This window comes from Streptomyces sp. NPDC096079 (assembly GCF_040303145.1).
Lineage (GTDB): Bacteria > Actinomycetota > Actinomycetes > Streptomycetales > Streptomycetaceae > Streptomyces.
Genome location: NZ_JBEOST010000020.1, coordinates 1 through 26113, shown reverse-complemented (window position 1 = coordinate 26113; position 26113 = coordinate 1). Strand labels below are relative to the sequence as shown.

Below are 26113 nucleotides of genomic sequence, written 5' to 3'. Positions count from 1 at the left end.
AGACATGCCCACGATTCTCGGCCAGAACCAGTACGGCAAAGCAGAGAACCGCGTCGTCAAGATCACGCGGGACGGCGCCACCCACCACATCAAGGACCTGAACGTCTCCGTCGCCCTCTCCGGCGACCTCGACGACGTCCACCTCACCGGCTCGAACGCCCACTGCCTCCCCACCGACACGACGAAGAACACCGTCTTCGCGTTCGCCAAGGAGTACGGCATCGAGTCCGCCGAGCAGTTCGGCATCCACCTCGCCCGCCACTTCGTGACGAGCCAGGAGCCGATCAAGAAGGCGCGCATCCGGATCGAGGAGTACTCGTGGGAGCGCATCGCCTCCTCCGACGCCAACTCCAAGTTCATCGGCTCCGACGAGGTCAACCACTCCTTCGCCCGCAAGGGCCAGGAGACCCGCGTCTCGCAGATCACCTACGACGGCGAGAAGTGGGAGGTCATCTCCGGCCTCAAGGACCTCGTCGTCATGAACTCCACCAACTCGGAGTTCTGGGGCTACATCAAGGACCAGTACACGACGCTCCAGGAGGCGTACGACCGCATCCTGGCCACCCAGGTGTCCGGTCGCTGGCGGTTCAACTGGACCGACGACGACCAGCGCATGCCCAACTGGGAGCGGTCCTACGAGCAGACCAGGAAGCACATGCTCGAGGCCTTCTCGGAGACCTACTCGTACTCCCTGCAGCAGACGCTGTACCAGATGGCCACGCGCATCATCAACCACCGCTCGGAGATCGACGAAGTCCGCTTCTCGCTCCCGAACAAGCACCACTTCCTGGTGGACCTCGAGCCCTTCGGCCTGAAGAACGACAACGAGGTCTACTACGCCGCCGACCGCATGTACGGCCTCATCGAGGCCACCGTCCTCCGCGACGGAGCCACGGCGCAGATCCCGGTCGACATGACCAACCTCTAAGCGGCATCCGCGTCACCGGCCCCGCCCGCCCGCAGTCGGGCGGGGCCGGTGGACCGGACCGGAGGGAACAACAATGGCTCAGCCTGCAAAGGGGCCGGCAAACGCCGAAGGCCCGTGTTCCACCCCTCCGTCCACCACCGCCTCGGCAACGGCCGAGTGCCACCCGGTGGACGAGAAGCTCCCCGCCTCGCGGCTCGTCCCCGCGGCACTCCAGCACATCGCCGCGATGTACGCCGGCGTCGTCACCCCTCCGCTGATCATCGGCCAGGCCGTCGGCCTGGACGCCGCCGGCATGACCCGGCTCATCGCGGCCAGCCTGCTCATCGCCGGCTGCGCGACCATCCTGCAGACCCTCGGCCTCGGACGCTTCGCCGGAAACCGGCTCCCGTTCGTCAACGCCGCCTCGTCCGCCGGCATCGCCCCGATGCTCGCCATCGCCGAGACCAGCGCCCCCGGCCACCAACTCCCCGCCATCTACGGCGCGGTCATGGTCGCCGGAGTCTTCTGCCTCGCCGTCGGACCCTTCTTCGGCAGGCTCCTGCGCTTCTTCCCGCCGCTCGTCACCGGCGTCGTGATCACCCTCATCGGGGTCACCCTGATGCCCGTGCCCGTGGGCTGGGCCCAGGGGGGCGACAAGACGGCCGCCGACTTCGGCGCCATGAAGTACCTGGCACTCGCCGGCTTCACCCTCGTCGTCATCCTGCTCTTCCAGCGCTTCGGCAAGGGCTTCGTCAAGCAGATCGCCCTGCTGCTCGGTCTGCTCATCGGCACCCTCGCCGCGATCCCCTTCGGCATGGCGGACTTCAGCGCGCTGCGCGAGGCGCCCGTCGCGGCGCTGCCCGCGCCCTTCGCCTTCGGCGCCCCCGAGTTCCAGCCCGCCGCGATCCTCTCCCTGTGCATCGTGATGCTGGTCCTCATGACCGAGTCCAGCGCCGGCATGCTCGCCCTCGGCGAGATCTGCGACCGCCGCAGCGACGGGAAGACCATCACCCGGGGCCTGCGCACCGACGGCATCGCCACCCTGCTCGGCCCCGTGTTCGGCGGCTTCCCGACCTCCGCCTTCGCGCAGAACGTCGGCGTCGTCTCGCTGACCCGGGTCCGCTCCCGGTACGTGGTCGCCGTCGCCGGCGGCGCCCTGCTCGTCCTCGGCGCCTTCCCCGTCCTCGGGGCGGTCGTCTCCATGGTCCCGATGCCCGTCCTCGGCGGCGCCGGCATCGTCCTCTTCGGCTCGATCGCGGTCAGCGGCATCCGTACCCTCTCCGAGGCCGGACTCGACGACAGCTCCAACATCATCCTGGTGGCCGTCGCGCTCGGAGCGGGCATCATCCCGCTCGCCGCGCCCACCTTCTACGCCGGCTTCCCCGCCTGGGCGCAGACCGTGCTCGGCTCCGGCATCAGCGCGGGCGCGCTCGTCGCCGTCCTGCTCAATCTGTTCTTCCACCATCTCGGCACCCGGAGCCGTCACGCGGCTCCGGCACTCAAATCCTCCTAGGGTCCTGCCGTGCCCGAACCATCCCCGAGGAATGAAGGAAGCACCGCCATGGCAGCACCTTCGGCAGCCCAGCGCATCGTCATCGAGAACGCGGCGATCGCGACCGTCGACGCGAACGACACGGAGTACGCCAACGGCTACCTCGTCGTCGCCGACAACAAGATCGAGTCCCTCGGCGCCGGCAAGGCGCCCGAGGGCCTGGAGAACGTGGTCCGCAGGATCGACGCCACCGGTCACCTGGTGACGCCCGGCCTGATCAACACCCACCACCACTTCTACCAGTGGATCACCCGAGGTCTGGCCACCGACCACAACCTCTTCAACTGGCTGGTCGCGCTCTACCCGACGTGGTCGCGCATCGACGAGTCGATGGTCCGCGTCGCCGCCCAGGGCTCCCTGGCGATGATGGCCCGCGGCGGTGTCACCACGGCCATGGACCACCACTACGTGTACCCGCAGGGCTCCGGCGACCTCTCCGGCGCCATCATCGGCGCGGCCGCCGACATGGGTGTCCGCTTCACCCTGGCCCGCGGCTCCATGGACCGCAGCGAGAAGGACGGCGGCCTGCCGCCGGACTTCGCCGTCGAGACCACCGAGGGCGCGCTCGCCGCGACCGAGGAGACGGTGCGGAAGTACCACGACGCCTCCTTCGACGCCATGACCCAGGTCGCCGTCGCCCCCTGCTCGCCGTTCTCCATCTCCACGGACCTGCTCCGCGAGGGCGCCGCGCTCGGCCGCCGCCTCGGCGTGCGCATGCACACCCACGGCTCGGAGACCGTCGAGGAGGAGAAGTTCTGTCACGAGCTCTTCGGCATGGGCCCGACGGACTACTTCGAGTCCACCGGCTTCCTCGGCGAGGACGTGTGGATGGCGCACTGCGTCCACATGAACGACTCCGACATCGAGGCCTTCGCCCGCACCAAGACCGGTGTGGCGCACTGCCCGTCCTCCAACGCGCGTCTCGCCGCCGGCATCGCCCGCGTACCGGACATGCTCAAGGCGGGCGTCCCCGTCGGCCTCGGCGTCGACGGCACCGCCTCCAACGAGTCCGGCGAGCTCCACACCGAGCTGCGCAACGCGCTCCTCATCAACCGGCTCGGCGCCCACCGCGAGGCCGCGCTCAACGCCCGCCAGGCCCTGCGCCTCGGCACCTACGGCGGCGCGCAGGTCCTCGGCCGCGCCGACAACATCGGCTCGCTCGAGGCCGGCAAGCTCGCCGACTTCGTCCTCTGGAAGATCGACGGCCTCGGCCACTCGTCGATCGCCGACCCGGTCACCGCCGTCGTCTTCGGCGCGGCGGCCCCGGTCACCGCCTCCTTCGTCAACGGCAAGCAGATCGTCGAGAACAACCGACTCCTGTTCGCCGACGAGGAGCAGATCGCGCGCGACGCGCGCGCGGAGGCCCAGCGCCTGGCCCGGATCACGGCCCAGAGCTGACCCTCCCCATGGAGTCCGACCGAGGGGGACGGCCCTCGGTCGGTCGCCGCGGACCCGAGCGGGGTCCGCGGCAGCCCGACCGGGTGGTGCCGTACGCAAGAGTCGTACGGCACCACCCGGGACGGTGAAGCGCGCCCGCACCCCCACACCGGGCGCCCGTCCCCGCGTCGCACCCCCTCCGCGCGCACCTCGCTCCACCCCGCACCGAGCCGCACCTCCTGCACTTCGCACCGCATCGCACCACCTCCCTGAACCCCTCGTCGCCGCCGACGTGTAACCGACCGGAGGAACCGCCGTGGCCGCCAAGCCCCAGGTTCGCAATGCACCAGACGCAGGCTCCGCCCCCGACGACCGTGAGAAGCATCCGGTCGACGAGACGCTGCCCCCACTCAAGATGCTCACCAGCGGCCTCCAGCACGTCGCCGCCATGTACGCGGGCGTCGTCGCCCCGCCCCTGATCGTCGGAGCGGCCGTCGGCCTCTCCGGTACCGAACTCACGTTCCTCACCGGCGCGAGCCTCTTCACCGCCGGCCTCGCCACCTTCCTGCAGACCCTCGGCATCTGGAAGATCGGCGCCAAGCTGCCGTTCGTCAACGGCGTCACCTTCGCCGGTGTCGCGCCGATGCTGGCGATCGTCGACACCACCGAGAACAAGGCCGACGCGCTCCCCGTGATCTTCGGGGCGATCATCGTCGCCGGACTCCTCGGCTTCGCCGCGGCCCCCTTCTTCTCCCGGCTCGTGCGCTTCTTCCCGCCGGTCGTCACCGGCTCCGTGATCACCCTCATCGGCGTCTCCCTCCTCCCGGTCGCGTTCGGCTGGGCCCAGGGGCCCAACCCCGCGGCGAAGGACTACGGTTCGACCACGTACCTCTCGCTCGCCGGCATCACGCTCGTCGTGGTCCTGCTGCTCCGCCGCTTCACCCGCGGCTTCCTCAAGCAGGTCGCCGTCCTGGTCGGCCTCGTCCTCGGCACGCTCATCGCCATACCCTTCGGGGTCACCGACTTCAGCCCGGTGCAGGAGGCCGACATCGTCGGCTTCCCGTCCCCCTTCCACTTCGGCGCCCCGCAGTTCGCCCTCGCCGCGATCATCTCCATGTGCGTGGTCATGCTGGTCTCCATGACCGAGTCGACCGCCGACATGCTGGCGCTCGGCGAGATCGTCGAACGGCCCGCCGACGAGAAGACCATCGCGGCCGGACTGCGCGCCGACACCCTCGGCTCCGCGATCAGCCCGCTCTTCAACGGCTTCATGTGCAGCGCCTTCGCCCAGAACATCGGGCTGGTCGCCATGACCAGGATCCGCAGCCGCTTCGTCGTGGCCGCGGGCGGTGGCTTCCTGGTCCTGATGGGCCTCTCGCCGGTCGCCGCCTCGCTCATCTCGGTCGTGCCCCGGCCCGTCCTCGGCGGCGCCGGTGTGGTCCTCTTCGGCTCGGTCGCCGCCAGCGGCATCCAGACCCTGGTCAAGGCCGGCCTGGAGAAGGACAACAACGTGCTGATCGTGGCCGTCTCGCTGGCCGTCGGCATCATCCCGATCACGAAGCCCGACTTCTACCACGCCTTCCCGGAGACCGCGCAGATCATCCTGGACTCCGGCATCTCCACCGGCTGTGTCGCCGCCGTCCTGCTCAACGTGGTCTTCAACCACCTGGGTCGCGGCCGCGACGCCGACGAGGTCACCGCGCCCATGGAGCCCGGCAAGGAGATCTCCGGCAGCGCCTCGGCGAAGGCGGCGCACGTCCACTGAGCCCGCTCCTCGTCCCACCGCCCGCCCCGGTCCCCGCGCACGCCGCGGGGCCCGGGGCCGTGGTGCTCATCAACCCCAACACCTCCGCCGCCACGACCGCGACGATGACCGCCATCGCCCGCCGCTCCCTGGGCCCCGCCCTCCCCGTCCGGGGGGTGACCGTCGCCCGCGGCCCCCGCATGCTCACCGACCCCGAGTCCCTGCGGGCCGCCGCGCCCGAGGTCCTCGCGGCGGGCCTGCGCGCCGCCTCCGAGGGGGACTGCGCCGCCCTCCTGGTGGCCGCCTTCGGCGACCCGGGCGTCCCGGCCCTGCGCGCGGCGTCCACGGTCCCGGTCGTCGGGATCGGTGAGGCCGCGCTCCTGGAGGCGGCCGCCGACGGGACCCGGTTCGGCATCGCCACCACCACCCCGCTCCTCGCCGACACCATCCACGCCCGGGTGATCGCCCTCGGCCTCGCCGACCGGTACACCGGACTCCGGCTCACCGCGGGAGCCCCCGAGCGGCTCTCCGCCGACCCGGAACTCCTCCTCGACCGGCTGGAGCGCGCCGTCCGCGCCTGCGCCGAACGGGACGGTGCCGAGGCCGTCGTCATCGGCGGCGGCCCGCTCGGCGAGGCCGCCGAACGGCTCCAGGCCCGCTGCGCGGTCCGTGTCGTCGCCCCCATCCCCGCGGCCTGCCGCGCCGTCACCCGCCTGCTCGCGGTCCGGTCCAGGGGCTGACCGCGCCCACCCGGCGGGCGCCTCACCGCTCCACCTCGATCCGCCGCCGGCACTCCGGGGCCAGCCGCGGGTACGCGGCGGCGATCGCCTCGTACAACCGCCGCCTCAGCAGCCGCTCGGCCTCGCCCCGGCCGGTCTCCCCGTACAGCCCGTCGAGCAGCCACTCGTACCGCGCGAGGGCGTGCCGCAGATAGCTCACCTGCCAGCGCAGCAGCGATCCGGCGGGGTTCGGTCCGGGACTCCGCGCCCCCAGCAGATGCCGGTGCCGTACGGCCCGCCGCTCCAGCTCCGGACCGGGCAGCAGCGGCACCTCGATCGGTTCCGCGCGGACGGCGGCCAGGACGGCGGCCCGCCTCCGCTCGGCGTGGACGCCCGCGCCCGCGCCCCGTGTCCGGCAGAGCGCCGCCGCCTCGGTGAACTCGGGCGTCCGCTCCAGCGTCTCCACCCGGGCCAGGAGGTAGAGCCGCATCGGGGCGAGGGACCAGCGGCGCGGATCGCGGCCCTGCACGTCCGGCGTGCCGAGCAGGTCCCGCACCATCGCGTCGGTCCAGCCGCGCCGGCGCATCCCGGCCAGCGCCACATAGGTCGTACGGTCCGTCATGATTCCCCCCTGGGTCGACTACGGAGCGTGACGATTCCAGTGAAGCGCACCCCACTGACAACGCCCCCCTTGTCGGCCCCGCACCCCCTGTGCGATATAGGTCTGGACCTTTTCGACGGACGGAGGCCGGCCCGTGCAACGCCCGCTCGCCGCAAGCCTGTTGACCGCACTCGCACTCGCGACGGCGCTCACCCTCACCGCCTGCGAAGGCGCCGCTGACCCCGCGCCGAAGGACACCGCGGCGCCCACCACCCCCACCGGAGTCACCGCCACCGCCGGCAGCGCGAGCACCGTCCACGTCATGTGGAGCGCCGCCGCCGACGACCGCGCCGTCACCGGCTACGCCGTCTACCGCGAGGGCCGCGAGGTCAAGGCCGTCCCCGCCACCACCCTCATGACCGACGTCGTCGGCCTCACCCCCGCCACCCGCCACCGCTTCACCGTCCGCGCCCGCGACGCCGCGGGCAACGTCTCGCCCCCCAGCGCCACCGTCACCGCGACCACCCTCCCCGCAGCCGCGGAGGACCGCACGCCCCCCACCGCGCCGACCGGCCTCCGGGTCACCGCCGACGGCAGCCGCGCCGCCACCCTCCGCTGGTCCCCGGCCCGCGACGACACCCGGGTCACCGCCTACGACGTCTACCAGGCCGACGCCCGCGTCCACACCGTCCCCGGCACCGCCACCACCGCCCGCCTCACCGGGCTGCGCCCCGGCACCGCCTACGCCTTCACGGTCCGCGCCCGCGACGCGGCCGAGAACTCCTCCCCGGACAGCACCCCGGCCGACCTCACCACCGCCCCGTCCCCCGGCGCCCCGCCGAACACCGCCCCCCGCGACCTCACCGCCACGGCCGGCCAGGGCGAGATCACCCTCACCTGGACCCCGCCGAGGACCGGCGCCCCGGTCACCCACCACGAACTCCACCTCAACGGCCGCTTCACCACCACCATCATCTGGGGCACCACCCCGCCCCCCGGCCGCGCCACCTACACCTTCCCGGTCCAGGACCCCCCGGGCACCCGCTACACCGTCACCCTCCGCGCCCAGCTCCCGGACGGCACCTGGGGCGACTTCTCGGCACCGAGGACGGTGGTCGTCCGCTGAACTCCCGTCCGGCCCACCGCAACCCCCGGACGCCGCCCCGACCCGCCCCGCCCGGCCCGCGCCGACACTCCTGGACCCCCGGCCCTGCACGCCGGAAGCGTGCTCCCGGAACTACCCTGGGAAGCGTGGCCGGGACCGTTCTCACCAACACCGGGCTCGACGGCTTCCTCGACGGAGCGCCCGAGCATCGTGACCCCGCGTTCGCGCGGGCCGCCGAAGCGGTCCTGGGACTGCTCGCCCTCCGCGGCGCCGACCGCGCGACCGGGATGCCCGAACCCACGCCGGCGCTCGTGCGCCAGCTCCTCGTGGAGGACCTGCCGACCTTCGTCTACGCACCGCCCGGAGAGCTCGCCGCCTACCCGGCCGTCCTCGGCGCGCTCGCCGCCCGCTTCGACGGCGGCCGGAGCGAGCGGATCGCCGGCGTCCTCGCCGAGTCCGCGCCCGACTTCGAGCGCGCCATGAACGACCCCGGCAACCTGACCTGGCACCGCTGGTACGCCTCGCTCCTGCGGACCTGCGGTGCCGACCTCGCCGACCCCGAGGACGTACGGCGCCGGCTCGCCGCCCTCGACGGCGCGCCGCTCCCCGACGGGGTGCGCCGCGCCCATCTGATGGGGCGCACGGCCCTCGCCGACGTCCTGCTCTCCGAGGCGCTCACGCGCGCGTACGTCCGGGACACCGAGGCGCCCCCGCCCTCCGGGCCGCTGCTCACCGACCACGCCGTCGCGACCGGCATCGGACAGCTCGCCGCCGCGCTCCTGGACCGCTGGACCGCCGCCGGGCTCGCCGAACAGCTCGCCGGGCCGTACGCACGGTTCGCACCGGGACCCGACGCCTTCCCCCACCTCGTCCTCGCCGACGCGCTCCTCGACGAGCACCTCGACTACTACGGGGACCCCGCCGCCCCCGTACCCCCTCCGCCCGCGATCGAGGCGGGGCCCGTCGAGGAGGACGCCGACACGCTCATCGCCGCCGTCGAGGAGCTCGCCGAGGAGGAGTTCGAGCCCTACGGCGGCGAGGCGCCGCACCTGCTCTACGCGATCTACCAGCGCGGCTGCTCCGCCGACTCCGTCGCCCGCAAGGCCGCCGAGTACGAGGACTGGTCCGTCGACCCGGCCCTGGAGGACCTGCCCGTGGCCGTCCCGGACGCGGCATCCGAGCCGTACGCCACCCCGCCCCTGCCCGAACTCGTACGCCTCCTGGGGACGGCGGACCTGAACGAGGCGGACCGCGTCCGGCTCGAAGCGCCGGCCCGCGACCTCGCCGCCGCCCTCGACCGCCTCGCCGCCACCGGCCTCGTCTTCCGCGCGGGCGACGCCTTCGGACTGACCCCGCGCGGCGCGGGCGCCGTCCGCTATCTGCTCGGCGTCCGCGGGGTCGCGGCGCCCGACGCGGCCGAGGCCGCCGCGTGGACCGCGCCGGACGTGGTCGCCGCCGCCGGGGGCTGGTCCGCGTCCGTCGCCGCGCGCGTGCTCGCCGACTGGCTCCACGCGCGCGGGGACACCGCCGACGCATGGTCCCGGCTGCTCGCCGCCCTGGGCACCGTCCACGCCGGGACCTCCGAGGCGGCCGCCACCCGCGGGCTGTTCGCCGTCCTGGACACGGCGAGCGCCCCGCCCGACGCCCTGCGCGGCGCGCTCCGCGACCCGGTCGTCGGCGCGTACGCCCTGGCGGCCCTGCGGGACCGGGACGAGCCGGCCGACCCGATCCAGGTGCGGACCTCGGCCCGGGCCCTGAGCGTCCTCGACGCGCTGCCGGCGAAGCAGGGGCCCCTGGAGTCCCGGCGCGCCGCCTTCGACGCGGCGGCCGCCGACTGGCCCGGCGGGTCCGCCGCGCTGGTCCGCGCGATGGCCGCGGCGGACCGGCACGAGACCGAGCGGGTGCTGCGCCCGCTCGGCATCACGCTCCCGTGACGATTGCCGTCAGCCGGCCGTGAGGTACATCCCCGACGGCCCCGACCCCGCCGTGTTCCGGCAGCTCTGGTGGCCCGTCGGGCGGGCGGCGATCAGGGCCAGGCAGCGGCCGAGGGCCTGCTGGCCGTAGGCGTTGGGGTGCATGGACTCCTGGACCAGGCCCTGGGTGCTCTGGCTGTCGATCCAGCGCGCCCACTCGCTCGACGTCGCCGACGGGGGCACGCTCGCCGTCACCTGCTTGCTCGCCTTCGCGCAGACCTCACGGCCCTGGAGCGCGTCCCGCAGGTCGAGGAACTGCACGCCCTTGGCCGTGGCGACGCCCTTGAGGCGCCCGGCGAGCTGAGGGACGAGGGAGTCGCGGGCCCAGTCGGAGTCGGCGTTCCAGAAGGGGCAGCCGCCGGTGTTGGTGCGGGCCCAGCCGCTCTCCGCGTACCGGTTCTCGGCGGCGCGCGGGATGGGGGAGGGGTACGACTGGAGGACGATCCGGTAGTCGGAGGAGGCGTATCCGGCGGTGGTCATGACGGCCCGGATCTCGTCGACGGACCGGCCGACGTCGGCCATCACGCCGTCGATCCGCGCGTCGACCTCGGCCTGCTGGTCGTCGTGGCAGTACGAGTACCAGACGATGTAGTCGGTGGCGCAGGTGGTGATGATGTCGGCGAAGCCGAGGTCGTTGCCGCCGATGGACAGGACGATCATGTCGACGTCGTTCGCGGCGGCGACGGCCGCCAGCTGGTCGGCCTGCGGGGCCTCGCCCTTGTAGGCCTGGCCGCCCTGGGAGGCGCGGAAGACGTTCTTCGTCGTCGCCCCCGAGCAGGCCAGGTTGACCAGGGAGCTCGCGATCGGGCCGGCGCTGCGCACCTCGGAGGTGTCCGAGCGGTGGCAGCCGCCCGCGGTGGTGCCGTACACCCGGGAGGGGTCGTAGGAACTGCCCGTCCAGGCGCGGTCGGTGCCGTTGCGGCTGCCGGAGTTGGTGAGGCTGTTGCCCAGCCAGCGGCCGGCCTCGCCGGAGATGTAGCTGTCGCCCATGGCGACGACGGCGGTGGGGCCCGTGCCGGGTGCGGCGTGGGCGGCGGGGGCGGCGACGGAGGCGAGCCCGGCGGCGGTACACAGTGCCAGGAGTGCGCGCAGCGCACGGTGGGGGGTCGAAGGCATGGCTGTGCTCCTGCGGTATGCGGTGACGCAGTGACGTGGGGGACAGCCGCCGGCCGGTGGCATGGCGGAATCTCGCACGGCGTGACTTGTTACCGCTAGGTAGCTGCATATCTCGGTTCCGTCACGTCACCTGTGCGGCCACAGGGACCGGCGTCAGGGGCACGGGGACGGGAACAGGGCTCCGCCCCCGGTGCTGTGCGACACCGGGGGCGGAGCCCTGTTCAGGTTGCTGTCGGAAGCTGTGCGGGCAGCCGAATCAGCCGTACGGGTCGAGTCAGCCGACCAGCTGCTCGTACGCGGGAAGGGTCAGGAAGTCGGCGTAGTCCGCGTCGAGCGAGACGTGCAGGAGCAGGTCGTGGGCCTGCTGCCACTTGCCGGCGGTGAAGGCCTCCTCGCCGATCTCGGCGCGGATCGCGGCCAGCTCCTCGGCGGCGACCTTGCGGGCCAGCTCGGGGGTGGCCGTCTCGCCGTTCTCGAAGACGACCCCGGCGTTGATCCACTGCCAGATCTGCGAGCGGGAGATCTCGGCGGTGGCCGCGTCCTCCATCAGGTTGAAGATGGCGACGGCGCCGAGGCCGCGCAGCCAGGCCTCGATGTAGCGGACGCCGACCTGGACCGCGTTGCGCAGGCCGTCGTACGTCGGCTTCGCGTCGAGCGAGTCGATGGCGATGAGGTCGCCGGGGGCGACGGAGACGTCCTCGCGGAGGCGGTCCTTCTGGTTCGGCTTGTCGCCGAGGACCGCGTCGAAGGAGGCCATCGCGATCGGGACCAGGTCGGGGTGGGCGACCCAGGAGCCGTCGAAGCCGTCGCCGGCCTCGCGGTCCTTGTCGGCCTTGACCTTCTCGAAGGCGACCTTGTTGACCTCGGCGTCCTTGCGGGACGGGATGAACGCCGCCATGCCGCCGATCGCGTGCGCGCCGCGCTTGTGACAGGTGCGCACGAGGAGTTCGGTGTAGGCGCGCATGAACGGGGCCGTCATCGTGACCGCGTTGCGGTCCGGCAGGACGAACTCGGCGCCGCCGTCACGGAAGTTCTTGACGATGGAGAAGAGGTAGTCCCAGCGGCCCGCGTTGAGGCCGGCGGCGTGGTCGCGGAGCTCGTAGAGGATCTCCTCCATCTCGTACGCGGCCGTGATGGTCTCGATGAGGACCGTGGCGCGGACGGTGCCCTGCGGGATGCCGACGTAGTCCTGGGCGAAGACGAAGATGTCGTTCCAGAGGCGGGCCTCCAGGTGCGACTCGGTCTTCGGGAGGTAGAAGTACGGGCCCTTGCCGAGGTCGATCAGACGCTGGGCGTTGTGGAAGAAGTAGAGGCCGAAGTCGACGAGCGCGCCGGGCACCGGGCGTCCGTCGAAGGTGAGGTGACGCTCCTCCAGGTGCCAGCCGCGCGGCCGCATGACGACCGTGGCGAGCTGGTCGGCCGGCTTGAGCGCGTACGACTTGCCCGACCGCGGGTCCGTGAAGTCGATGTTCCGGGTGTACGCGTCGATCAGGTTGACCTGGCCGAGGACGACGTTCTCCCAGGTCGGCGCGGAGGCGTCCTCGAAGTCCGCGAGCCAGACCCGCGCGCCGGAGTTGAGCGCGTTGATCGTCATCTTGCGGTCGGTCGGGCCGGTGATCTCGACACGGCGGTCGTTCAGGGCCGCCGGGGCCGGCGCGACCTTCCAGGAGTCGTCGGCGCGGATCGCGGCGGTCTCCGGAAGGAAGTCCAGGGTGGACGTACGGGCGATCTCGGCGCGACGCTCCGCTCGGCGGGCGAGGAGCTCGTCCCGGCGCGGGGTGAACCGCCGGTGCAGTTCGGCGACGAAGGCCAGGGCGGCCTCGGTGAGCACCTCCTCCTGACGCGGGAGGGGCTCGGCATCGACGACGGCCAGGGGGGACGGCGCTGGTGCGGACATGAACTGTCACTTCCTTCAGCGGACTTCACGGGCGGTGCCAGGCGGCCGCCGGGCGTCGCGGGACGGCACGCAGTGCCGCAGGCGCCGAGATACGGCCGCGAGCGCCTTCTGAACGAGCAGGCGCTTCTGAACAGTGGATACTAGTTTCCTCATGGTGGAAGTTCAATGGTTTGTTGATGTCGAGATTCTCCGGATCGACAGAACATGGCGCTCGGTGCCAGACCGTTCACTCCAGGTGGGACAGATCCGCCTCCGTGTCGATGTCGTAGGGCTCGGCCACATCCGAACAGTCCACCGGGGTGATCGCATCCCGGTGCGCCGCCAGATAGTCCCGTGCCCCCCGGTCGCCCACCGCCGACTCCGCGATGCCCGCCCAGTGCCCGGCGCCGAACAGCACCGGATGGCCGCGCACCCCGTCGTACGAGGCGGCCGCCAGCGCGTCCCGCGAGCCGTACGCCGCCCGGACCCGGGCCACCGCCTCCGCCCCGATCCCCGGCTGGTCGACCAGCAGGACCAGCGCCGCGTCCACCCCGCGCGGATCGGCGGCCAGCGAGACGAGCCCGGCCCGCAGCGAGGACCCCATGCCCTGGGCCCACTCCGGGTTGTCCACCAGGACGCACCCGGGCAGCTCCGCCCACTCCCGTACGAGCTCCGCCGACGCGCCGAGCACCACGTGCACCACCTCGCAGCCGGCCGCGCGCAACACCCCCACGGCGTGCTCGACCAGCGGCCGCCCCCGGTGCGCGAGCAGCGCCTTGGGCCGCCCCCCGAGCCTGCGCCCGCCCCCGGCGGCGAGCAGGAGGCCGGCGACGACGGGGGTTCGATCTTCCGCAACTGTCATGGGATCTGCATACCTCATCAGGCGGAATGACACGGTCGCCTGAATTCCCGCCGCCAAGGGTGGCGCGCCGGGGTGGCGAAGGAGTTAACTGACCCCCACTCATGGCGCCCGCCCGCCGCCCGGGGGGTCGGCTCGGAGTGCCCGGAGTATTCGTCGTACGGAGTTCTGCGCACAGTGTTGTGCGGGGGGAGAACCATGTTGCGAAGCGTGGGGCAGAGGCGAGTGACCGGCGAGGGCGTGGACCCCAGGGTGGCCGAACTGCGGTCCGCCGTGTCCCGGCTCCGGCGGGAACTGGCCGCGCACCGGGTCGAGTTCGCCGACCGTGGCATCGCCGAGGACGAGCTCGCCGCCCTGGACGCCATGGCGCTCAGCGGCGACCCCGAGGTGCGGCGGCTGCGCCGCTCCCTGCTGCTCGTCGCGGGCTCCGTCGGCTCCGTGAGCGCGCTCGCCGAGGGCCTCGCGGGCGTCCGGCGCGCCGTCGAGCTCTTCGGGCCGCCGCAGCCCGAACGGTAGCCCGGCGACCGGGCTGCGGCGCCCGGGCCGACGGCCGCGGGCTCGGCCCGGAGGTCCCGCGAGACCGTACCCCTTCGGTACCCGGGAGGGGTACCGAAGGACTCCGTGCGGTGGCCGATCCATGGAGAAGACTTCCATCCTGAGGGAAGGGCATCGCCGCTGCGGGCCCGCCCGGAAGGCGGTGGAGGACATGACGGCCACGGATCGCGAGGGCCCGCGGGACGCACCGGCCCCCGCGGGCGCCGACCCGCTCGGCGACCCGTTCCTGCGGACGCGCTTCGCCCTGCCGGAACGCCCCCGTTCGTTCCTGCGCCGCGACCGGCTGGTCGAACAGCTCGACCAGGCGCTGCGGACCCCGCTCACGCTGGTCAACGGCTCCGCGGGGGCCGGCAAGACCCTCCTGGTCGCCGACTGGGCCGCGCACCTCGGCCGGCCGGTCGCCTGGCTCACGCTCGACGCGGCGGTCGAGGGCCCCGGCATGTTCTGGGCACAGCTGCTCCAGGCCCTCGACGCCGGCGGTGTGCCCGTCCCCGCGGCCATCGGCTTCCCCTCCGACGCGACCCGCGCGCACCACACGCTCCTGAGCCGGCTCGCCGGCGAACTCTCCGGGCGCGACCGGCCCGTCGTCGTGGTCATCGACGAGTTCGAGCGGATGACCGACCCCGAGGTCGCACGTCAGCTGGAGTTCGTGCTCCGCCACGCGCGGCCGGGGCTGTGCCTCGTCCTCGTCAGCCGTACCGAACCCCTCCTCCCGCTGCACCGCTACCGTCTCGCGGGTGAGATGACCGAGGTCCGCGACGCCGACCTGGCCTTCACCACCGAGGAGGCGGTCGAACTCCTGGAGCGGCACGGCCTCTCGCTGGCCGCCCCGGTGGCCGGGGCACTGGTCGAGCGCACCGGCGGATGGGCGGCCGGACTCCGGCTGAGCGCCCTGGCCGCGCGGTCGACCCCGGACCCCGAGCTCTATCTGAAGGAGTTCGAGGCGGGCCGGGGCACCATCGCCGACTTCCTGCTGGCCGAGGTGCTGGAACGGCAGACCCCCGAGACCCAGGACCTGCTGCTGCGCATCAGCGTGCTGGACCGCTTCCGTCCGGAGCTCGCGGACGAGCTGACCGGGCGGAACGACGCCGCGACGATCCTGGCGGCCCTGCACCGCGCCAACGCCTTCGTCGTGGACTTCGGGCACGGCTGGTACCGGCTCCATCCCCTCTTCCGCGAGATCCTCCTCGCCCATCTGCGCCGGCGCGCCCCCGGCCTCGAAGAGCAGCTGCACCGGCGCGCCGCGCACTGGCTGCGGCGCTCGGGAACCCTGTCCGAGACGCTGGTCCACGGCGCCGCCGCCCGGGACTGGACCTACATCGCCCACGTCCTCGTCGAGGACATGGAGATCGGGCGGCTCCTCACCGGCCTGGACACGGTGGAGCCCGACGACTGGTTCGCCGGTCCGGAAGGGGACGCGCCCGACCCGGCCACGCACCTCGTCCGCGCCGCCGGCGAGCTGTCCCGGGCCGAGCTGGGCCGGGGCCTGGAGCACCTGCGCCGAGCCGAGGAACAGCTCGCGGCCGAAGGCGGCGACTCCCCGGCCGCCCGGCTGAGCTGCGCCCTCCTGGAGGCGCTGGCCGGACGGCTGGCCGGCTCGGCGCGCCTGGCCGACCGGGCCGCCCGCTCCGCAAGGGAACTGATGCCCCGGATGTCCCCGCGGCTCCTGGACGGACACCCGGAACTCCACGCCCTGCTGCTGACCCACACGGGATCGACCGCGCTCTGGGCCGGACGCTTCGACGAGGCCCGGGCCGCCCTCACCGCCGTGGCCCGTGGTCCCCGTACCGCGTCGACGGTGCTCCCGCGGATGGAGGCACTCGAACACCTGGCGCTCGTCGACCACCTCGAAGGGCGGCCCGGCGAGGCGGAACGCATGGTCTTCGCCATGACGGCCGAGGCCGAGCGCTACGGCCTGACCCAGCCGTGGGGCTCCGGACTCGGGCAGCTGGTCCTGGCCGCGGTCGCGCTCGGCCGGGACGACGTGGACCGTGCCGAGGCCCTCCTGGCCGGGGCGCCCGGCCCGCGGCCGGTGGACCCGGTGCCGGCGGCGGCCCGGCGCGCCGTCGCCGCCGGCGTGCTGCTGGCCCGGGGCCGGACGCAGGACGCCCTGGCCGTCGCGGCACGGCCCGTTCCGGCCTCGGACGACTCGCCCTGGGCGCGGGGCACCGCCGCTCTGGTGACGGCGGAGGCCCACCTGGCCGAGGGGCGCCCGGACGGGGCCGTCGAGGCGCTCCGGCAGGTCGCCGGCGGCCAGCCGCCGTGCACCGTCGGCATGGCGCGGGCCCGGCTCGCCGCCGGGGATCCCGACACGGCCCTCCGGCTCCTCGACGATCTCGCGTCCCGCAGGCGGCAAGGACCCGGGGTGGCGGTACCGGCCGCGCTGGTACGGGCCCGGGCGGCGGCGCTGGAGGGGGACCGCGCCACCGTCCGCAGACAGCTCGCGACCGCCCTCGCCGAGGCCCGCCGCGACGAGCTCAGGCGCCCCTTCCGGACCGCCGGGCCCTGGATCGACGGGTTCCTGGCGGAGCCCGCCCTGCGGGCGCTGGCGTCCGGATGGCTCGTACCCGGTCCCGGGGAGCCGGACGGGCAGGACCCGGGCGCCGCCGGACCGGACACGCCGCCGGAGGAGCTGAGCGAGCGGGAGCACGACGTCCTGGAGCGGCTCGCCAGGGCCATGTCGACCGAGGACATCGCGGCCGATCTGTGCGTGTCGGTGAACACCGTGAAGACCCACCTCAAGAGCGTCTACCGGAAGCTGTCCGTGCACCGGCGCAACGACGCGGTCCGCCGTGCGCGCGAGCTGGGGATGCTGTGACCGGACGTCCCGGAGGCCGGGACGCGGGCGTCACCCGCAGCGGGTGAGGCGCCCGGCGTCCGTCTCGGGTGTGATGGCGACGAGGGTGCGCGCACCCCACGCCGCCGGTGACTCCGGAGGTCAGGGCCGGGTGAGGTGACGACAGTGAGACATTGGTACGCGCTGATCGTGCTGGGTGCCGCCCAGTTCCTGATGGTGCTGGACACCTCCGTCATGAACGTCTCGATCAGTCAGCTGGTCGAGGACTTCGACACCGAGGTGACCGCGATCCAGGCGGTCATCACCCTGTACGCCCTGGTCATGGCCGCCTTCATGATCATCGGAGGCAGGATCGGGGACATCCTGGGCCGTCGCCGCGTCTTCCTGATCGGCATGGCGGTCTACGGGGTCGGATCGGCCATCACCTCCGTCGCACCCACCCTGTGGGTCCTGGCCCTGGGCTGGTCGGTCATCGAGGGACTCGGCGCCGCGCTGGTGCTCCCGTCGATGGCGGCCCTCGTCGCCGAGTCGTACCGGGGCCGCGACCGATCCGTCGCGTACGGCGTCATCGGCGGCCTGGCCGGGGCGGGCATCGCGGTCGGACCGCTGCTCGGCGGCTGGGTGACGACGTACCTCACCTGGCGCCTCGTCTTCGCCGGCGAGGTCGTGGTCGTGCTGGCCGTGCTCCTGTTCCAGAAGGTGATCCCGAAGCGGCCCGCGGCGGGCCGGCGGCCCGGCCTGGACGTCTTCGGCGCCGTGCTCTCGGCGGCCGGGCTGGGCCTCGGGGTCCTCGGCGTGCTGCAGAGCAGCAGCTGGGGATGGGTGCAGCCGCGGAACCCGCCCTTCACCGTCCTCGGCTTCGCCCCGACGCTGTTCGTGATCGGGGCCGGCGTCCTGGTCCTGTTCTTCTTCCGGGTCTGGGAGGAACGGCGCGAGGCGCGCGGTGCCGACCCCCTCGTCCACCTGGCCCTGTTCCGCAGACCGGTCCTCAGCTCGGGCCTGATGAGCCTGCTCAGCCAGAACCTCATCCTGCTCGGGCTGTTCTTCACCATCCCGCTGTACCTGCAGGTGGTGCAGGGCCTCGACGCCTTCGAGACGGGACTGCGGCTCCTGCCCGTCTCCGTCACGATGCTCATCGCCTCCATGGGCGGCGCGCGCCTCGGGCGGAAGTCGGGCGCCCGGCGGATCGTACGACTGGCCCTGCTGGTGCTGCTCGTCTCCATCGGCTGGCTCGTCGCCACCCTCGACTACGACCTCGACGACGCCCAGTTCTTCTGGGCCATGGCGCTCCTCGGCCTGGGCACGGGACTGCTCGCCTCGCAGCTCGGCAACGTCGTCCAGTCGAGCGCGGGGGAGGAGGAGCGCAGCGAGGTCGGAGGCCTGCAGTTCACCGCCCAGAACCTGGGATCCGCGCTGGGCACGGCCCTCATCGGCTCGCTTCTGATCGGCGCGCTCGCCCAGGCCTTCACGCACCAGGTCGAGCAGGACCCGCGGCTCTCGGAGGCGGCCCGGCAGCAGACGAGCGTCGCCCTGGAGGCCGGGATCAACTTCGTCCCCACCGACCAGGTCCGCTCGGCCGCGGAGGACGCGGGGCTCCCACCGCACGAGGTGGAGGCCGTCACCGACTCGTACGCCTCGGCCCAGCTCGACGGCCTCAAGGCCGCCGTCCTCGCGACCGGGGGCATCACCGTGGCCAGTTTCCTGGTGACGCGCGGGCTGCCCGGCCCCGCCGGGACGGGACGCACGGGGCGCGGCCGGGACGCCGAGGGCTCCGCCCCGGGGGAGCCCGGGCCGACCGGGCCGTGACTCACCCGCGACGGGTGAGGCGGACGGGCACACGGCACCGCACCATCGGAGCAAGGGCATGAACGGCCAGGTGAAAGCCACCCCGAGAGGGGCACGCCATGCAGTACGAGATCCGCGTCGACGGCCTCATGTCGGAGACGCTGATCGCCTCCTTCCCCGAGCTGGAGCACGCGATGATCTCCGGTCAGACGGTGCTGTACGGCCCGCTCGTGGACGAGGCCCATCTGTACGGCCTGCTGGCCCGCATCCAGTCGCTCGGACTCCACGTGGTGGAACTGCGACGGCTGCCGGAGTGACAGCGGCGGACGCCCGGAACGAGAAGGACCCGGAACGGAGCGGAACATGGACACACAGACGTATCTCGCCTACGACTACCCCCTGCTGAGCGCCTTCTGGACCATGCTGTGGTTCTTCCTGTGGGTGCTGTGGTTCATCCTGCTCTTCCGGATCATCGCCGACATCTTCCGGGACCACAGCATGGGTGGCTGGGGCAAGGCCGGATGGCTGGCGTTCGTCATCCTGCTGCCCTTCCTCGGCGTGCTGGTCTACGTCATCGCCCGGGGCAAGGAGATGGGCCACCGGGAGGTCGAGCACGCCGTCAAGAAGCAGGAGGCGTTCGACGCCTACGTCCGCCAGACCGCCGGCACCGGCGCCGGCGCCGCTCCCAGCCGGGCCGACGAACTCGCCCGGCTCTCCGACCTCCGCACCAAGGGCGACATCACCGAGGAGGAGTTCCGCCGGGCCAAGGAGATCGTCCTGAGCGACGACCGTCCGTCCACGCCCGCCGACACCACCACCCCCCGTCCGTGAGACGGGTCCCGGGAAAGGAAAGGGGAGACTGAGATGACCAGCACGCACAGCGCCCCCGCGTCATCGGCGAAGCACGCGTGGGCCGGGGGCCTGCGGATGTTCGCCGGCGTCATGCTCGCCCTCGCGGGTCTGCTCGGCATCTTCCGCGGGATCATGGCGATCGCCGAGGACGACGTCTTCGTCACCACGCCCAACTACGTCTTCCGGTTCGACCTGACCGGCTGGGGCTGGATCCACCTCTGCCTCGGCATCGTCGCCCTGCTCGTCAGCTTCGGGCTGTTCACGGCGGCCGCCTGGGCGCGGTACACCGGAGTGGGCATCGCCGCGCTCGTCATCATCGCCAACTTCCTGTCGCTGCCGTACTACCCCTGGTGGTCCGTCATCATGATCGCGATGTCCGGGTTCATCATCTGGGCGCTGTGCGTCGACCGGGGCGACGACGTGGGCGGCTCCGCCGGCGGGAGGCAGCTGTGAGCGACCTGAAGTTCGAGCAGAAGAGCGCGTTGTCCCGTACCGAGGCCGCCGAGCAGCTCGAGACGCTCGCCGCCGCGCTCAGGGCGGGCGAGGACGCCGAGCTCGCGTTCGGGCCCGGTGTGCTGAGCCTGAAGATCCCCGACATGCTCCGCGCCGAGGTGGAGTTCGAGGTCGAGGACGGCGAGATCGAGCTGGAGATCGAGCTGAAGTGGCGGATGGACGGCGACTCCCGGGCCCCCGCCGCCCCTGAGGCGAAGAAGCCGGAGGCCAAGAAGCCTGAGGCGAAGAAGCCCGAGCCAAAGAAGGCGGACGTCAAGAAGCCCGAGCCCAAGAAGCCCCCGGCCAAGACGCCCGCGACGAAGAAGGCGGAGGTCAAGGGGCCCGGGGCCGGGAAGCCCGCGACGTCCGCGTCCCGACGGACCGCCCCGAAGCCCAAGTGAGGGGGGCGGGGGTTCCCCCGGGGGTCCGAATGCTTCCGTTTCACCCGCTTGACCTGGTCGCCGTGCCGGTGCCGCCGGGCACGAGTTGGGTGGGACCCGGACCCCCGGAGAAGGGAACCTGCCATGTACGAGATGCACATCGCGCCCGACCACTCCAGCGGACTTCTGGTCTGGCACGTGATCGCCAAGGAGGCGGTCAGCAGCCTCTGCGGTCAGACCGTCGACCGCGGTACGGAGGGCGTGCCGACGGACCGGCACTGCCTGCCGTGCATGCGGACCCTCCAGGACCTGATGGGCGCCAGGGCCGCCTCGGCGGCCGAGGAGCGGCCCGACGGCCTCACCGCCTGATCAGCCGGCGGGCCGTCGCCGCCGCCACCGCCGCCGTGCGCGAGTCCACGCCCAGCTTCGCGAAGACGTGCACCAGGTGGGACTTCACCGTCGCCTGGCTCAGGAACAGCGCCTTGCTGATCTGCTGGTTCGACAGGCCCTCGCCCACCAGCTGGAGCACCTCCAGCTCGCGCTTGGTGAGGGCCTCGGCCGGCGTGCGCATCCGGTCCATCAGCCGGTGCGCCACCGCGGGCGCGAGCGCCGACTGCCCGGCCGCCGCCGTCCGGACCGCCGCCGCCAGCTCCTCCGGCGGCGCGTCCTTCAGGAGGTAGCCCGAGGCGCCCGCCTCCACCGCCGCCAGGATGTCCGCGTCCGTGTCGTACGTCGTCAGGACCAGCACCTTCGGGCCGCCCGGGGCGGCCGTGATCGCGGCCGTGGCCTCCGAGCCGTGCATCCCGCGCCCGAATTGCAGGTCCATCAGGACCACGTCCACGTCCCCGGCGGCGGCGAGCTCCACGGCCCGCTCGGCCGTGGCGGCCTCGGCGACCACGTCGAAGTCCGGCTCGGTGTCGAGGACCGCGCGCAGGCCCGCCCGGACCACCGGGTGGTCGTCGGCGAGGAGGAGTCGGATGGTCATGCTTCAGGCTCCAGCGGGGAGGGGGAGGGAGACGGCCACGGCGGTGCCCTGGCCGGGCGCCGACTCGACGGTGAACGTGCCGCCCAGGGACTCCGCCCGCGAGCGCATCGCCGGGAGGCCGAAACCGCCGTCCGAGGAAGGGCGCACGGAGCCGGGGTCGAAGCCGCGGCCGTCGTCGACCACGTCCAGGGTCACCGACGCGTCCATGAACGACAAGGTGATCTCCGCGCGCGAGGCCGAGGCGTGCCGCACCGTGTTCGCGAGCGCCGACTGCGCGATCCGCAGCAGCGCCACCTCGTACGGGGTGGGCAGCTCGGCCGGCGTGCCGCTCACCGAGAACCGCACCCGCGGCCCCGCTCCCGGGGACACCCCGGCGCCGGGCTCGCACAGCCGCTCCAGGGCCGCCCTGAGGGAGCCGTGCTCCAGGTCCGGCGGCGCCAGCTCCCGGACGAAGCGCCGTGCCTCCGCGAGGTTGTCCTGCGCCGCCTCGCGGGCCCGGCCGATGTGACCGGCGGCGGGGGAGTCCGCGGGGAGGATCCGCTCGGCCGCCCGCAGCAGGAGCTGGATCGAGGACAGGCCCTGCGCGAGCGTGTCGTGGATCTCCCGGGCCAGCCGCTCCCGCTCGGCCAGCGTCCCCGCGTGCCGCTCGGCCGCCGCCAGCTCCGCCCGTGTCGCGATCAGCTCCTCGATGAGCCGGCGCCGTCGCTCGCTCTCCCGGTACAGGGCCTGGTAACCGAGGACCGTGGCCACCGCGACCGCCGCGCCGAGCAGCGGCCCGATGAACACCCCCGGGTTGAGCGCGGCGCCGTGACCCACGTACGACAGGATCGCCGCGCCGGCGGTCAGCGTCACCGCCGGCAGCGACCAGCGGGTGGGCAGCAGGTGCAGCTGGAGGAAGTACAGCGGGAAGGCCAGCCAGAGCGCCTCCGGCGTCAGCCAGAGCAGCGCCAGCCACGAGGCCCCGAGGACCGCCAGCCAGACGGCGGCGGCCCGCTGCGAGTTCCGCACGGACGGCAGGTACGAGCCGGCCGCGTAGACCACGCCCGTCACCACCGCCATCACCGTCCCGGCGGCCGCGTGCGCCCTTACCGCCGCCAGGACGAGCAGGCCCGCCATGAGGAGGTGCAGACAGAGGCGCAGGGCGCGCAGGGCGGGGGTGAGGGAGCGGGGATCCATGGTCCCACCAGCGTAGACAGCGGGAGACAATCCGGACTCAACCGAAAGTTTGATTGCGGAGCCATCCGTGGCGCGATGCCCGCGGGGCCCCTCGCCGACCACTCTGGTCAGCATGTTCGTGGCATGGAGAGACCTGAGATTCGCCAAGGGGCGTTTCACCCTCATGGGCACGGTGATCGTGCTGATCACCCTGCTCGTGGGGCTGCTGTCCGGGCTGACCGCCGGACTCGCGCGAGAGAACATCTCCGCGATCACCGGTCTGCCCGCCGACCGGCTGGCCTTCGCGGCGCCGCCGTCCGGGCAGTCGGTCTCCTTCACCAATTCGACGGTGACGGAGGAGCAGTGGCGCGGCTGGGCGGAGCGGCCCGGAGTCACGGAGGCCGATCCGCTCGGCATCCGCACCCTCAACGCGGCGGCCGGGGAGCGCACCGCGGCCGTCTCCGCCTTCGGTTCGGAACCGGACGTCGGCCTCGCCCCCGGGCCGGTCGGCGCGGGCAGGGCCGTCCTGTCCGAGTCGGCCGCGGAGGAACTGGCCGTGCGCCCCGGCGACAGCGTCCGCCTCGGCCCGCTGGAGGTCACCGTCACCGCCGTCTCCGGCGACGCCTCGTACAGCCACACCCCCGTCGTGTGGACCTCCCTCGACGACTGGCAGAAGCTCGGCCACAGCGGCACCACCCCGCAGGAGCAGGCCACCGTCGTCGCGCTGAGCGGCGACGGCGTCGACTGGGCGGCCGGCGACAGGGCGACCGGCACCGAGGCGCGCACCCTCGACGGCGCGCTCACCGCCATAGGGTCCTACCAGGCCGAGAACGGCTCGCTGCAGCTGATGCGCGGCTTCCTCTTCGCGATCTCCGCGCTCGTCATAGGAGCCTTCTTCACCGTCTGGACCATCCAGCGCAGCGGTGACGTCGCCGTCCTCAAGGCGCTCGGCGCCTCCACCCCGTACCTCCTGAAGGACGCGCTCGGGCAGGCCGTCCTCATGCTCACCGCCGGCACCCTGCTCGGCACGGCGCTCGCGGTCGGCATCGGCGCCCTCGTCAGCGGCGGGAACGTGCCCTTCGTCCTGGAACCGCTGACCGTCCTCGGGCCCGCCGCCGTGATCGTCGTCCTCGGTGTCCTCGGCGCCGCCCTGTCCATCCGGCGGATCACCGCCGTCGACCCCCTCACCGCCCTCGGGAGCGCCCGATGAGCCTCGTCCTCGACTCCGTCACCCTGACCTACCCCGACGGCGACGGCCGGCTCACCGCCCTCGACGCCGTCTCCCTCACCGTCCCCGCCGGGACGCTCACCGCCGTCGTCGGCCCGTCCGGCTCCGGGAAGTCCAGCCTCCTCGCCGTCGCCGCCACCCTGGTGACACCGGACGAGGGGCGGGTCGTCGTCGCCGGTACGGAGACGGGCCCGCTCACCGCCGCCGCCAAGGCGGAGCTGCGCCGGGAGCACATCGGGATCGTGTTCCAGCAGCCGAACCTGCTGCCCTCGCTGAGCGCCGTGGAGCAGCTCCAGGTGATGGCCCATCTGTCCGGGCGCGCGCCCAAGGCCGTCCGGGGCCGGGCCATGGACCTGCTCGACGCGGTCGGCCTCGCGGACCGGGCGCACCGGCGGCCGCACCAGCTGTCGGGCGGTCAGCGGCAGCGGGTGAACATCGCGCGGGCGCTGATGAACGAGCCGTCGGTGCTCCTGGTCGACGAGCCGACGAGCGCGCTGGACCACGAGCGGGGGGCGGCGGTCATGGACCTCCTGGCCGGCCTGACGGTGGCGCGGGGGACGGCGACGGTCCTGGTCACCCACGACCGCACGCATCTGGCCCGCACGGACCGCACGGTGACGGTCCAGGACGGCCGCCTGACGGAGGCGGTACGGGCCTGAGGGCCGACGGCGGGGTACGGGAACGGCCGGGCGCGCACCACTCCGGGTGGTGCGCGCCCGGCCGTTCCCGCCGCTGGGGCCTGTCCGGAAAGTCCCGTCGTCCGCCCGAAGGGCAGGGCTCGCGACAGGCCCCGGGGCCCGGCCTCAGCCCTGGCCGTTGCCCGAGGTGTTCGCCAGGGCCGCCGACAGCTCGCGGGCGACCTCCTGGAGGATCGGGACGATCTTCTCGGTGGCCGCCTCGGTGACCCGGCCCGCCGGGCCCGAGATGGAGATGGCCGCCGCGGTGGGGGAGTCGGGGACGGAGACCGCGAGGCAGCGGACTCCTATCTCCTGCTCGTTGTCGTCGACCGCGTACCCCGTCTCGCGGACCGCGACGAGCGCGTCGAGGAAGCCGTCCGGGGTGGTGATCGTCTTCTCGGTGGCGGCGGGCATGCCGGTGCGGGCGAGCAGGGCCCGCACCTCCTCCGCCGGGGTGTGCGCGAGGAGCGCCTTGCCGACGCCGGTGGAGTGCGGCAGGACCCGGCGGCCGACCTCGGTGAACATGCGCATCGAGTGCTTGGACGGCACCTGCGCGACGTACACGATCTCGTCGCCGTCGAGCAGTGCCATGTTCGCGGTCTCGCCGGTCTCCTCGACGAGCCGCGCCAGGTAGGGGCGGGCCCAGGTGCCGAGCAGCCGGGAGGCGGACTCGCCGAGCCGGATGAGCCGGGGGCCGAGCGCGTACCGGCGGTTGGGCTGCTGGCGCACGTAGCCGCAGGCCACGAGGGTGCGCATGAGGCGGTGGATGGTGGGGAGCGGGAGTCCGCTGCTGGCGGAGAGCTCGCTCAGCCCGACCTCGCCCCCGGCGTCGGCCATCCGCTCCAGGAGGTCGAAGGCGCGCTCGAGGGACTGGACGCCACCGCTCGCGGCGGCGGGCTTGGCGGCGTCGGTGGTGCTGGCGCTGGACGTCGGCACGTCAACGGTCCTTTCGGGGCAGGCGGGCAAGGCAGCAGCCTACCGGGCCGTCCGCCGGGGCACACGGTCCCGGTCCCGGCGTCAGCGCCGGTCAGGGGGTGTTTGTCCGGTGTCGACGGCGGCCCGGAGTCCTCCGGGTCTGGCCCGCATGTGCAGAGATACGTTCTACTGTACGGAATTTTCATTCCACTTTGTGGAAACCTCTAAGGAGGGTTCACCAGCGCCCGATGCTGGAAGTGTGCCCTTGACGACCCGTCGCCCGGAAGTGAACACTCCTTTTCAACAGTTCGTTGAATTTCTCGCTCCCTCTGCGGATCGCCAGAAGATTGGGGTACGGGTGGACGTCAACCTGGTCCTGCGCTCGACGCGTGTCATCACCCCGGAGGGGACGCGTGCGGCGTCGATCGCCGTCGCGGGCGGGACGATCGTGGCGGTGCTGCCG

24 protein-coding genes are annotated in these 26113 nt (G+C 73.1%); 17 read left to right on the top strand and 7 right to left on the bottom strand.

Annotation, left to right across the window (positions count from 1 at the left end):
* Positions 1–4 precede the first annotated feature (4 nt).
* From pucL to ABTY59_RS30005, 5 genes are all read left to right on the top strand, one after another.
* Entirely contained in the window at positions 5–928 is a 924-nt protein-coding gene (gene pucL, locus ABTY59_RS30025) for a factor-independent urate hydroxylase (RefSeq protein ID WP_352022211.1), read from the top strand.
* 73 nt (positions 929–1001) lie between these two features.
* Positions 1002–2420, top strand: coding sequence for a nucleobase:cation symporter-2 family protein (locus ABTY59_RS30020; RefSeq protein ID WP_352022210.1), 1419 nt, complete (start codon positions 1002–1004; stop codon positions 2418–2420).
* Positions 2421–2468: 48 nt separating this feature from the next.
* The gene (locus ABTY59_RS30015; protein ID WP_352022209.1) at positions 2469–3857 is read left to right on the top strand and encodes an 8-oxoguanine deaminase; all 1389 of its coding nucleotides are present in this window, start codon (positions 2469–2471) and stop codon (positions 3855–3857) included.
* A gap of 295 nt (positions 3858–4152) precedes the next feature.
* Positions 4153–5601 (top strand): nucleobase:cation symporter-2 family protein, encoded by a 1449-nt coding sequence (locus ABTY59_RS30010; protein ID WP_403539146.1) that lies wholly within the window; start codon positions 4153–4155, stop codon positions 5599–5601.
* A 59-nt stretch (positions 5602–5660) separates the two neighbouring features.
* On the top strand, positions 5661–6320 hold the full coding sequence (locus ABTY59_RS30005) for an aspartate/glutamate racemase family protein (RefSeq protein WP_352022208.1): 660 nt from the start codon (positions 5661–5663) through the stop codon (positions 6318–6320).
* A gap of 22 nt (positions 6321–6342) precedes the next feature.
* On the opposite strand, the gene ABTY59_RS30000 is transcribed toward ABTY59_RS30005, so the two are convergent.
* Positions 6343–6921, bottom strand: a complete 579-nt coding sequence (locus tag ABTY59_RS30000; protein WP_352022207.1) for a hypothetical protein — start codon at positions 6919–6921, stop codon at positions 6343–6345.
* Between the two features lie 160 nt (positions 6922–7081).
* Here ABTY59_RS30000 and ABTY59_RS29995 point away from each other — a divergent pair, with 160 nt between their 5' ends.
* Positions 7082–8026, top strand: a complete 945-nt coding sequence (locus ABTY59_RS29995; RefSeq protein ID WP_352022206.1) for a fibronectin type III domain-containing protein — start codon at positions 7082–7084, stop codon at positions 8024–8026.
* Between the two features lie 125 nt (positions 8027–8151).
* The gene (locus tag ABTY59_RS29990; protein ID WP_352022205.1) at positions 8152–9939 is read left to right on the top strand and encodes a hypothetical protein; all 1788 of its coding nucleotides are present in this window, start codon (positions 8152–8154) and stop codon (positions 9937–9939) included.
* Between the two features lie 9 nt (positions 9940–9948).
* Here ABTY59_RS29990 and ABTY59_RS29985 read toward each other — a convergent pair whose 3' ends face one another.
* The 3 genes from ABTY59_RS29985 to ABTY59_RS29975 all read right to left on the bottom strand — a co-directional run bounded on the left by ABTY59_RS29985 (position 9949) and on the right by ABTY59_RS29975 (position 13832).
* Positions 9949–11094, bottom strand: a complete 1146-nt coding sequence (locus ABTY59_RS29985) for a GDSL-type esterase/lipase family protein (RefSeq protein ID WP_352022204.1) — start codon at positions 11092–11094, stop codon at positions 9949–9951.
* Positions 11095–11368: 274 nt separating this feature from the next.
* Positions 11369–12991: a malate synthase A gene (gene aceB, locus ABTY59_RS29980; protein WP_352022203.1), complete on the bottom strand. Its 1623-nt coding sequence runs from the start codon at positions 12989–12991 to the stop codon at positions 11369–11371.
* 226 nt (positions 12992–13217) lie between these two features.
* Positions 13218–13832: a nucleotidyltransferase family protein gene (locus tag ABTY59_RS29975; RefSeq protein WP_352022202.1), complete on the bottom strand. Its 615-nt coding sequence runs from the start codon at positions 13830–13832 to the stop codon at positions 13218–13220.
* Positions 13833–14027: 195 nt separating this feature from the next.
* On the opposite strand from ABTY59_RS29975, the gene ABTY59_RS29970 reads away from it, so the two are divergent.
* The 8 genes from ABTY59_RS29970 to ABTY59_RS29935 all read left to right on the top strand — a co-directional run bounded on the left by ABTY59_RS29970 (position 14028) and on the right by ABTY59_RS29935 (position 21059).
* Positions 14028–14345, top strand: coding sequence for a DUF5955 family protein (locus ABTY59_RS29970; protein WP_352022201.1), 318 nt, complete (start codon positions 14028–14030; stop codon positions 14343–14345).
* Between the two features lie 190 nt (positions 14346–14535).
* Positions 14536–17202 carry a winged helix-turn-helix domain-containing protein gene (locus ABTY59_RS29965; protein WP_352022200.1) on the top strand — a complete coding sequence of 889 codons (2667 nt, stop codon included), beginning with the start codon at positions 14536–14538 and terminating at the stop codon, positions 17200–17202.
* Between the two features lie 144 nt (positions 17203–17346).
* A complete protein-coding gene (locus tag ABTY59_RS29960; protein ID WP_352022199.1) occupies positions 17347–18987 on the top strand; it encodes an MFS transporter in 1641 nt (546 codons plus the stop codon).
* A 98-nt stretch (positions 18988–19085) separates the two neighbouring features.
* Entirely contained in the window at positions 19086–19283 is a 198-nt protein-coding gene (locus ABTY59_RS29955; protein WP_352022198.1) for a DUF8691 family protein, read from the top strand.
* A 46-nt stretch (positions 19284–19329) separates the two neighbouring features.
* Positions 19330–19797, top strand: a complete 468-nt coding sequence (locus ABTY59_RS29950; protein ID WP_352022197.1) for an SHOCT domain-containing protein — start codon at positions 19330–19332, stop codon at positions 19795–19797.
* 33 nt (positions 19798–19830) lie between these two features.
* Entirely contained in the window at positions 19831–20271 is a 441-nt protein-coding gene (locus tag ABTY59_RS29945; protein WP_352022196.1) for a DUF7144 family membrane protein, read from the top strand.
* Complete coding sequence (locus ABTY59_RS29940; protein ID WP_352022195.1) at positions 20268–20711, top strand: amphi-Trp domain-containing protein; 444 nt, start codon at positions 20268–20270, stop codon at positions 20709–20711. Before ABTY59_RS29945 ends, ABTY59_RS29940 begins: the two co-directional genes overlap by 4 nt.
* 123 nt (positions 20712–20834) lie before the next feature.
* Complete coding sequence (locus ABTY59_RS29935) at positions 20835–21059, top strand: hypothetical protein (protein WP_352022194.1); 225 nt, start codon at positions 20835–20837, stop codon at positions 21057–21059.
* Here ABTY59_RS29935 and ABTY59_RS29930 read toward each other — a convergent pair.
* Positions 21049–21675, bottom strand: coding sequence for a response regulator (locus tag ABTY59_RS29930; protein ID WP_352022193.1), 627 nt, complete (start codon positions 21673–21675; stop codon positions 21049–21051). The genes ABTY59_RS29935 and ABTY59_RS29930 overlap by 11 nt on opposite strands.
* A 3-nt stretch (positions 21676–21678) precedes the next feature.
* Complete coding sequence (locus tag ABTY59_RS29925) at positions 21679–22851, bottom strand: sensor histidine kinase (protein ID WP_352022192.1); 1173 nt, start codon at positions 22849–22851, stop codon at positions 21679–21681.
* Between the two features lie 112 nt (positions 22852–22963).
* Between ABTY59_RS29925 and ABTY59_RS29920 the strand changes: the two genes are divergently transcribed.
* Together ABTY59_RS29920 and ABTY59_RS29915 are read left to right on the top strand one after the other, a co-directional pair.
* Positions 22964–24040: an ABC transporter permease gene (locus ABTY59_RS29920; protein ID WP_352022191.1), complete on the top strand. Its 1077-nt coding sequence runs from the start codon at positions 22964–22966 to the stop codon at positions 24038–24040.
* Positions 24037–24717, top strand: coding sequence for an ABC transporter ATP-binding protein (locus tag ABTY59_RS29915; RefSeq protein ID WP_352022190.1), 681 nt, complete (start codon positions 24037–24039; stop codon positions 24715–24717). The genes ABTY59_RS29920 and ABTY59_RS29915 overlap by 4 nt, the downstream gene beginning before the upstream one ends.
* 144 nt (positions 24718–24861) lie before the next feature.
* Here ABTY59_RS29915 and ABTY59_RS29910 read toward each other — a convergent pair whose 3' ends face one another.
* The gene (locus ABTY59_RS29910; protein ID WP_352022189.1) at positions 24862–25671 is read right to left on the bottom strand and encodes an IclR family transcriptional regulator; all 810 of its coding nucleotides are present in this window, start codon (positions 25669–25671) and stop codon (positions 24862–24864) included.
* Positions 25672–26113: the final 442 nt, after the last annotated feature.

Coding starts and splice junctions, on each gene's coding strand:
- ABTY59_RS30020 (WP_352022210.1), top strand. CDS start 1,002: ATGGCTCAGCCTGCAAAGGGGCCGGCAAACGCCGAAGGCCCGTGTTCC.
- ABTY59_RS29920 (WP_352022191.1), top strand. CDS start 22,964: ATGTTCGTGGCATGGAGAGACCTGAGATTCGCCAAGGGGCGTTTCACC.
- ABTY59_RS29925 (WP_352022192.1), bottom strand. CDS start 22,851: ATGGATCCCCGCTCCCTCACCCCCGCCCTGCGCGCCCTGCGCCTCTGT.
- aceB (WP_352022203.1), bottom strand. CDS start 12,991: ATGTCCGCACCAGCGCCGTCCCCCCTGGCCGTCGTCGATGCCGAGCCC.
- ABTY59_RS29930 (WP_352022193.1), bottom strand. CDS start 21,675: ATGACCATCCGACTCCTCCTCGCCGACGACCACCCGGTGGTCCGGGCG.
- pucL (WP_352022211.1), top strand. CDS start 5: ATGCCCACGATTCTCGGCCAGAACCAGTACGGCAAAGCAGAGAACCGC.
- ABTY59_RS29975 (WP_352022202.1), bottom strand. CDS start 13,832: ATGACAGTTGCGGAAGATCGAACCCCCGTCGTCGCCGGCCTCCTGCTC.
- ABTY59_RS29970 (WP_352022201.1), top strand. CDS start 14,028: ATGTTGCGAAGCGTGGGGCAGAGGCGAGTGACCGGCGAGGGCGTGGAC.
- ABTY59_RS29935 (WP_352022194.1), top strand. CDS start 20,835: ATGTACGAGATGCACATCGCGCCCGACCACTCCAGCGGACTTCTGGTC.
- ABTY59_RS29950 (WP_352022197.1), top strand. CDS start 19,330: ATGGACACACAGACGTATCTCGCCTACGACTACCCCCTGCTGAGCGCC.
- ABTY59_RS29955 (WP_352022198.1), top strand. CDS start 19,086: ATGCAGTACGAGATCCGCGTCGACGGCCTCATGTCGGAGACGCTGATC.
- ABTY59_RS30000 (WP_352022207.1), bottom strand. CDS start 6,921: ATGACGGACCGTACGACCTATGTGGCGCTGGCCGGGATGCGCCGGCGC.
- ABTY59_RS29915 (WP_352022190.1), top strand. CDS start 24,037: ATGAGCCTCGTCCTCGACTCCGTCACCCTGACCTACCCCGACGGCGAC.
- ABTY59_RS29965 (WP_352022200.1), top strand. CDS start 14,536: ATGACGGCCACGGATCGCGAGGGCCCGCGGGACGCACCGGCCCCCGCG.
- ABTY59_RS29945 (WP_352022196.1), top strand. CDS start 19,831: ATGACCAGCACGCACAGCGCCCCCGCGTCATCGGCGAAGCACGCGTGG.
- ABTY59_RS30015 (WP_352022209.1), top strand. CDS start 2,469: ATGGCAGCACCTTCGGCAGCCCAGCGCATCGTCATCGAGAACGCGGCG.
- ABTY59_RS29985 (WP_352022204.1), bottom strand. CDS start 11,094: ATGCCTTCGACCCCCCACCGTGCGCTGCGCGCACTCCTGGCACTGTGT.